We start from the raw sequence: 6,215 nt of genomic DNA, 5'->3' as shown, positions 1-6,215 counted from the left end.
CAAACCGCTGGCCTAGTCGATCTGTTGAAAAACCCGCCGGCCGGCGAAGAAAACTTCCTAGTTGACCTGATTACTAACCGCGTACCCCCGGGGGTTGATGAGGCTGCCTACGTTAAGGCCGGTTTCCTGACCGCCATCGTTAAAGGCGAAGCCACCTCTCCTCTAATCACCAAAGCGCGTGCCACTGAGCTGCTGGGTAGCATGCAAGGTGGTTACAACATTGCCACTCTGGTTGAGCTGCTAGACAGCGCCGAACTGGGTGCTATCGCTGCCGAACAACTGAAGCACACCCTGCTGATGTTCGACACCTTCCACGATGTGACCGAGAAAGCTAAAGCGGGCAATGCCAACGCTAAAGCCGTTCTCCAGTCGTGGGCTGACGGCGAGTGGTTCACCGCTAAACCCGCCGTCCCAGAAAAAATCACTCTGACCGTGTTCAAGGTGCCTGGCGAAACCAACACCGACGACCTGTCTCCCGCTCCTGATGCCTGGTCTCGTCCTGACATTCCGCTGCACGCGCTGGCCATGTTGAAAATGGCGCGTGACGGCATCGAGCCTGTTCAGCCGGGTTCCGTTGGCCCGCTGAAGCAAATCGAAGCAGCTAAAGCCAAAGGCTTCCCTGTGGCCTATGTGGGTGACGTAGTAGGTACTGGTTCTTCTCGTAAGTCTGCTACCAACTCCGTACTCTGGTTCTTCGGTGACGACATCCCCTACGTTCCGAACAAGCGCGCGGGTGGTTTCTGCTTTGGTACCAAAATCGCCCCGATCTTCTACAACACCATGGAAGATGCCGGCGCTCTGCCGATCGAGTTCGACTGCACCAACTTGGCCATGGGCGATGTCATTGACGTTTACCCCATCAAGGGTGAAGTCCGCCGTCATGGCAGCGATGAGCTGGTTACCAGCTTCCAGCTGAAAACCGACGTTCTGTTGGACGAAGTACGTGCCGGTGGCCGTATTCCTCTGATCATCGGTCGTGGCCTGACCGAGAAAGCTCGTGCTGAACTGGGTCTGGCTCCTTCTACCCTGTTCAAAAAGCCCGAAGCGCCTGCCGACAGCGGCAAGGGTTACTCTCTGGCTCAAAAAATGGTGGGCCGTGCTTGCGGTCTGCCAGAAGGCAAAGGGGTTCGTCCCGGCACCTACTGCGAACCTAAGATGACCACCGTAGGTTCTCAAGACACCACAGGTCCTATGACCCGTGACGAGCTGAAAGACTTGGCTTGCTTGGGCTTCTCTGCTGATCTGGTCATGCAGTCTTTCTGCCACACGGCGGCTTATCCTAAGCCCATCGACGTTAAGACCCACCACACGCTGCCTGATTTCATCATGACTCGTGGGGGTATTTCTCTGCGTCCTGGCGACGGTATCATCCACAGCTGGCTGAACCGCATGCTGCTGCCGGACACCGTGGGTACTGGTGGTGACTCGCACACCCGTTTCCCCATCGGTATCTCCTTCCCAGCCGGTTCCGGTCTGGTGGCTTTCGCCGCCGCTACCGGTGTAATGCCTCTGGACATGCCAGAGTCCGTTCTGGTGCGCTTCAAAGGCAAAATGCAACCCGGTATCACCCTGCGTGATCTGGTGCATGCCATCCCTTACTACGCCATCAAAGCGGGCCTGCTGACCGTTGAGAAAAAAGGCAAGAAGAACATCTTCTCTGGCCGTATTCTCGAAATCGAAGGTCTGAACGATTTGACCGTAGAACAAGCCTTCGAACTGTCTGATGCTTCTGCCGAGCGCTCTGCCGCTGGTTGCACCATCAAACTGCCTGAGAAGCCCATCGCTGACTACCTGAAATCCAACATCACGCTGCTGCGTTGGATGATCAGCGAAGGTTACGGTGATCCTCGCACTCTGGAGCGTCGTGCTCAGGCGATGGAAGCTTGGTTGGCTAAACCTCAGCTGCTGGAAGGCGATGCGGATGCTGAATACGCTGCCGTGATCGAAATCGATCTGGCTGACGTTAAAGAGCCCATCCTGTGCGCCCCGAACGATCCTGATGACGCTCGTCTGCTGTCCGAAGTGGCTGGCCGTAAGATCGATGAAGTCTTCATCGGCTCTTGCATGACCAACATCGGTCACTTCCGCGCTGCCGGTAAGCTGCTGGACAAAGTCAAAGGCGGTATTCCTACTCGCCTGTGGCTGTCTCCGCCCACCAAAATGGACGCTCACCAGCTGACCGAAGAAGGCTACTACGGCATCTACGGCAAAGCCGGGGCGCGTATGGAGATGCCCGGTTGCTCTCTGTGCATGGGTAACCAAGCCCGCGTACAAACGGGCTCCACGGTAGTCTCTACTTCTACTCGTAACTTCCCGAACCGTCTGGGCGATTCTACAGACGTGTTCCTGTCCTCTGCTGAGCTGGCGTCTGTTGCCTCCATTCTGGGCAAACTGCCAACCGTGGCTGAGTACATGGAGTACGCGAAAAATATCGACAGCATGGCTGCCGACATCTATCGCTACCTGAGCTTCGATCAAATTGCTGACTTCCGCAAAAAAGCGGAAGAAGCCAAGATCGCTGTAGCTTCCGTGTAATGCACCAGACCGAGGCGTTATGCCTCGGTCATCGCATTAAAAAACAAACCCCGCTCAACGCGGGGTTTGTTTTAAATACCGATTTAGCGTGGACTTGACTCTGGCCGATAAGCCACCCTAAAACCGCCCCAATGTTGGCCTTTTACCCAAATAGGTACTGACAAATCGTGCATCAACTCACCGGTATCGCGGGTATAGGTTTGTAGCAGCATTTTCTTAGTATGACTGCCACAACGTAGCCCTGTTTGGTCATTAAACAACCTCTTGCTGCGACTTTTCAGCCGATCATGCTCTGCATTGCCGTTAGGGGCTTCACTAAAGGCCCGATTGTGAGTTGGGACGTAACCCTCCGCAGTACAGGCAATTGCGAAAATAACTCCTGAATGCTTTAACAAAGGCTCCTGAATCTCAGGCAATACTTGATCTGTATAACCATCAAAACGGGAGTGGTATTTAGTCGGTTGTGTATTGGGGATTGGCTGTAGTGCACGATCCATTAAATCCGCGAGACTTATTTTTCCTATAGCAATATCCTGCTCAAAGCGCTCAGTGATTTGCTGCGCAGCATGACGAGCTAAATCAAACACTTTCTGATGGTAATCATTCAGGGCAATTTCAGCCAAACGCTCACTGATTTTTTCACTTTGATCTTCCAACAAGTTTGCGACTTTCTCTAAGCGCTCTGTATGGCTTTCACTTTCTGTTAAATCAGTACGCATTTGATCAACAGCCTTAAATAAGCTAGCCAACTGCTGCTTATTATCCGCAGAGCCTCTGGCTATCTCCTCAACCTGAGTCGCAACGCCATCCGCTAATAGATTAATACGCTCCAACCCTTGGCCCGCTTTTTCCACAGAATTCACACTGGTATTAAGGGCCGTTACTAACTCATGAATTTGCCCTACTACTGCACTGGTTTGCTGTTGAATATCCGTAATCATTTGCCCCACCTCGTCGGTAGCTCGCGCAGTACGCCCAGCCAAACCACGTACTTCATCGGCAACTACAGCAAAACCTCGTCCATATTCGCCCGCCCGAGCGGCTTCAATCGCGGCATTCAAAGCCAGCAAATTCGTCTGACTGGCAATAGACTGAATCACCTGAGTTACCCGCTGAATATCTTCGCTCCGCTGGCTTAGAGTTTCGATCAGGGTACGGCTTAAGGTTGCACGCTCGCTTAACTGATGCATACAGCGAATGGTTTCCTGCACTACATGCATGGCAGCATCACTGCTCTGACGAGCCTCTGTTGCGGCATTTAAGGCTTGCTGACTGAGCTGAGCTGCTTGCTCTTCCGTGACGATCATTGCCTGAGCACCCACAACCACTTGGTTAGCGCTGGACACTTGGGAATCCAGACGTTGCCCCAACTGTTTAACCGAGTACGCAACATCGGCCGCAGAAAGTGCATTTTGGGTAGTGGTTTGGGACAGATCTCGACTCAAATCTTTGATCGCATCTGCATGATCAGCAGTCTCAGCTCCTGTAGATACTCGCTCTGCGTACAAAATATTTCGGTACAGCATCCAGCAAATGGGCAAGCAAGCTACTAATACAATCCAAATGATTAGGGTGGATTGATGCTGTTCTAACAGCCAGAACCCCAAACAGATCAGCAGGATTTGTACGACACAGATAAAAAAAATAGGGGTTAATCGAGTAGCCATTGCATACCTCAAATTGCAGCAATGATGAATTTTGGTTTTTATTAATATGTTTTTCGATTATCAATGCTTAACGTCTAGGAACAAATACTTGGTGCAGAAAAACTTTGAAAGTGATCTTCACAGTAATGCATCAAAAGACTATCTACTCAGCATTTAAAATAGACTATCGCACGAAAGGAGCTATTTGCTATGTCCGAATACTTTAATCAGAAGGCTGCGACCTGGGATCAACAGTCCCATCGTGTGGCCAGAGCCCAAGAAGTTGCACAAAAAATCAAGCAGCAAACGATGCTACCTGCCCAATATCGAGCCTTGGACTTTGGCTGCGGGACGGGATTATTGGGGCTAAATTTTGCAGACTCAGCCGCTGAGCTGGTTCTGGCGGACACCGCTACCGGTATGCTGGAACAGGTTGAGCATAAAATAACCCAACAAGCCTTAACCAATACGCACAGCCTTAATTTGGAGCATCAGCCTCTGCAAGGCGGCTTTGACTTAATCTTTAGCCTGATGGTGCTGCATCATATTGAGGATTACCCAGCAACTGTGAAGCTACTAAGCCAACACCTCAACCCCAGAGGCTATCTTTGCTTGGCCGATTTGGAAGCAGAGGACGGGAGCTTTCATGCTCCCAAAATAGTGCCGCATAATGGATTTCAACGCACAGATTTAGAGGAGGTGTACCGAGCCAACGGAATCACCCCCTCTCATTACTCCACTGCCTTCGTCATTGATAAGACCATCGACGGTTTGGAGCGTGCTTATCCCGTATTTCTATTGATAGGCCAAAAGCTTTGACAACTCAGGCTAGAAAATCAGCCCTCTAAAGGTACTGCAGGCCCAAAGAACTCAGAGTGGATCTGGGAAGCGGGCACCCCCAAACCCAACAAAGATTGATAGTTAGCTTGAATGAAAGCCTGCGGCCCGGTGCAATAAAACTGCACCTCCTTCATATTAGGTATCCAAGCGCCTAGTAAGTCAGCGGTCAGATAACCTTTAGCTTCCACTAAATCCCTAACACGAGGCTCGCTGTAACAGTAGTGTACTTGCAACTGTGGTTGTTGACGGGCTTGCTCATCCACCCAATCACGAAACGCATGCACGCCCGCGTGACGTGCGCAGTGGATGAAATAAACGGGCCGTTGGGTTTTTAAAGCTGCTTCCAACAGCGCTATGGTGGGCGTAATACCTGAACCACCGCTGATTAACGCTATAGGCTGATGGCTCTGATCCAACACAAAATTCCCAGCGGGCGGGAATACATCAATAGAATCCCCTAGCTTAAATTCGTCATGTAGTGCATTAGAGACCACACCTCCTAGCTGCCGCTGCACGCTAATACGATACCCCTCTCCCTCCGAACAGCGAGACAGGGAATAATTGCGGCGCAGTTCTTCCCCCTGATGCATCCAACGCACACCTATATACTGACCTGCTTGGGCCTGAACTACAGAGCCCCCATCTTTGGGTACGAGGTATAAAGAGATCATCTCGTCGGACTCAAGTTCTCTGCGGGCCAGCACAAAGCTACGAGCACCACGCCAACCTCCAGAAGCCTGAGCGTTAGCCGCATAGACCCCTTCTTCGGCCTGAATCAACATATCGGCCAATTGTTGATAGGCCGCGCCCCAAGCCTCCAAAATAGCATCTGTGGCAATTTCAGCCCCCAAAACCTCGCGGATGGACTGCAACAAACAACTACCCACCAAAGGATAATGCTCAGGTAACACCTGAAGGGCCACATGCTTGTTGACGATTTGAGCGGCTAGCGGCCCTAAAGCTTCCAAGTGGTCGATATGACGTGCATACATCAACACGCTGTTGGCTAATGCCCTTGGCTGAGCACCACTGGCTTGATGAGCTTGATTGAACAGTGCTTTAACTTCGGGATGATCCCGAAACAGACGTTGGTAAAAGTGCGTGGTCAAAGCCTCGCCGCCTTGTTCTAACAAAGGGATGGTAGCTTTAACTAATGCACGATGCTGTTCAGAAAGCATGGAATACTCCTTTAAG

Annotated in this window: 4 protein-coding genes; 2 read left to right on the top strand and 2 right to left on the bottom strand. The window is 51.5% G+C overall.

Going from position 1 to position 6,215, the window contains the following annotated elements; all coding sequences use genetic code 11:
* Positions 1–2,535, top strand: a 2,535-nt coding sequence (acnB, locus tag LX59_RS14940) for a bifunctional aconitate hydratase 2/2-methylisocitrate dehydratase (RefSeq protein WP_144573269.1), incomplete at its 5' end; no start/stop codon positions are given.
* A gap of 83 nt (positions 2,536–2,618) precedes the next feature.
* Here the strand turns inward: acnB and LX59_RS14935 are convergent.
* The gene (locus LX59_RS14935; protein WP_144573268.1) at positions 2,619–4,202 is read right to left on the bottom strand and encodes a methyl-accepting chemotaxis protein; all 1,584 of its coding nucleotides are present in this window, start codon (positions 4,200–4,202) and stop codon (positions 2,619–2,621) included.
* Between the two features lie 189 nt (positions 4,203–4,391).
* Here LX59_RS14935 and LX59_RS14930 point away from each other — a divergent pair, with 189 nt between their 5' ends.
* Positions 4,392–5,000, top strand: coding sequence for a class I SAM-dependent DNA methyltransferase (locus LX59_RS14930; RefSeq protein ID WP_144573267.1), 609 nt, complete (start codon positions 4,392–4,394; stop codon positions 4,998–5,000).
* A 17-nt stretch (positions 5,001–5,017) separates the two neighbouring features.
* Here the strand turns inward: LX59_RS14930 and hmpA are convergent, their stop codons facing one another.
* The gene (gene hmpA / locus LX59_RS14925; RefSeq protein WP_144573266.1) at positions 5,018–6,199 is read right to left on the bottom strand and encodes an NO-inducible flavohemoprotein; all 1,182 of its coding nucleotides are present in this window, start codon (positions 6,197–6,199) and stop codon (positions 5,018–5,020) included.
* Positions 6,200–6,215 lie beyond the last annotated feature (16 nt).

It is taken from the genome of Azomonas agilis (assembly GCF_007830255.1).
GTDB classification, from domain to species: domain Bacteria; phylum Pseudomonadota; class Gammaproteobacteria; order Pseudomonadales; family Pseudomonadaceae; genus Azomonas; species Azomonas agilis.
This window is presented reverse-complemented; position numbering and strand designations above follow the sequence as displayed.

What these genes read in the sequence shown, in the direction of transcription:
- LX59_RS14935 (WP_144573268.1), bottom strand. Translation starts at nt 4,202, where the DNA reads ATGGCTACTCGATTAACCCCTATTTTTTTTATCTGTGTCGTACAAATC.
- LX59_RS14930 (WP_144573267.1), top strand. Translation starts at nt 4,392, where the DNA reads ATGTCCGAATACTTTAATCAGAAGGCTGCGACCTGGGATCAACAGTCC.
- hmpA (WP_144573266.1), bottom strand. Translation starts at nt 6,199, where the DNA reads ATGCTTTCTGAACAGCATCGTGCATTAGTTAAAGCTACCATCCCTTTG.